Raw genomic sequence first — 480 nt, forward strand, 5'->3', positions numbered from 1 at the left:
TATTTGAGCTAAGGAATTTACTCATTGCATTTATCAAAATGGCAGTTAAATTTGTATTTGCTATGGCAGCTGCAAGAGCACCTAGCAAGATGTAGCTAAGAGAGGTCTCAAGGTTGCCTTGCATGCCGCTTATGAGGCTTTGCGTGGTCTCTTTTAGAGCTGTAAAAAAGCTCTCAAAACCGCTTGCCAAACCACTTTCAAATCCACTAAAACCATGCTTATACATAACCCCAGCAACAAGCGCAGAAACGAGGATAGAAAGCAGGATGTTAAAACGTAGCAAACATAGCACCGTCATCACCAAAATGCTAAAAACAACAGGGTTAAAGAGAAGCATGAGTGTCCTTTTTGTATGAGTGCAAGAATTATACAAGGGCGGGGCTTATTAAATTTTAAAAAGAGTGGCTTAAGTGGGTATGTGTTAAGATTTTTGGTAAATTTTAAAAGGAAAAAGCGATGGATTTAGAGAAAATTTATAAG

Annotated in this window: 1 pseudogene; it reads right to left on the reverse strand. The window is 38.1% G+C overall.

Annotated features, from left to right (window positions below):
* Nucleotides 1-337 (reverse strand): annotated as a pseudogene (locus CYP28_RS07625) (sodium:proton antiporter); the annotation flags it as partial.
* Nucleotides 338-480 lie beyond the last annotated feature (143 nt).

Source organism: Campylobacter concisus (assembly GCF_002914195.1).
Lineage (GTDB): Bacteria > Campylobacterota > Campylobacteria > Campylobacterales > Campylobacteraceae > Campylobacter_A > Campylobacter_A concisus_M.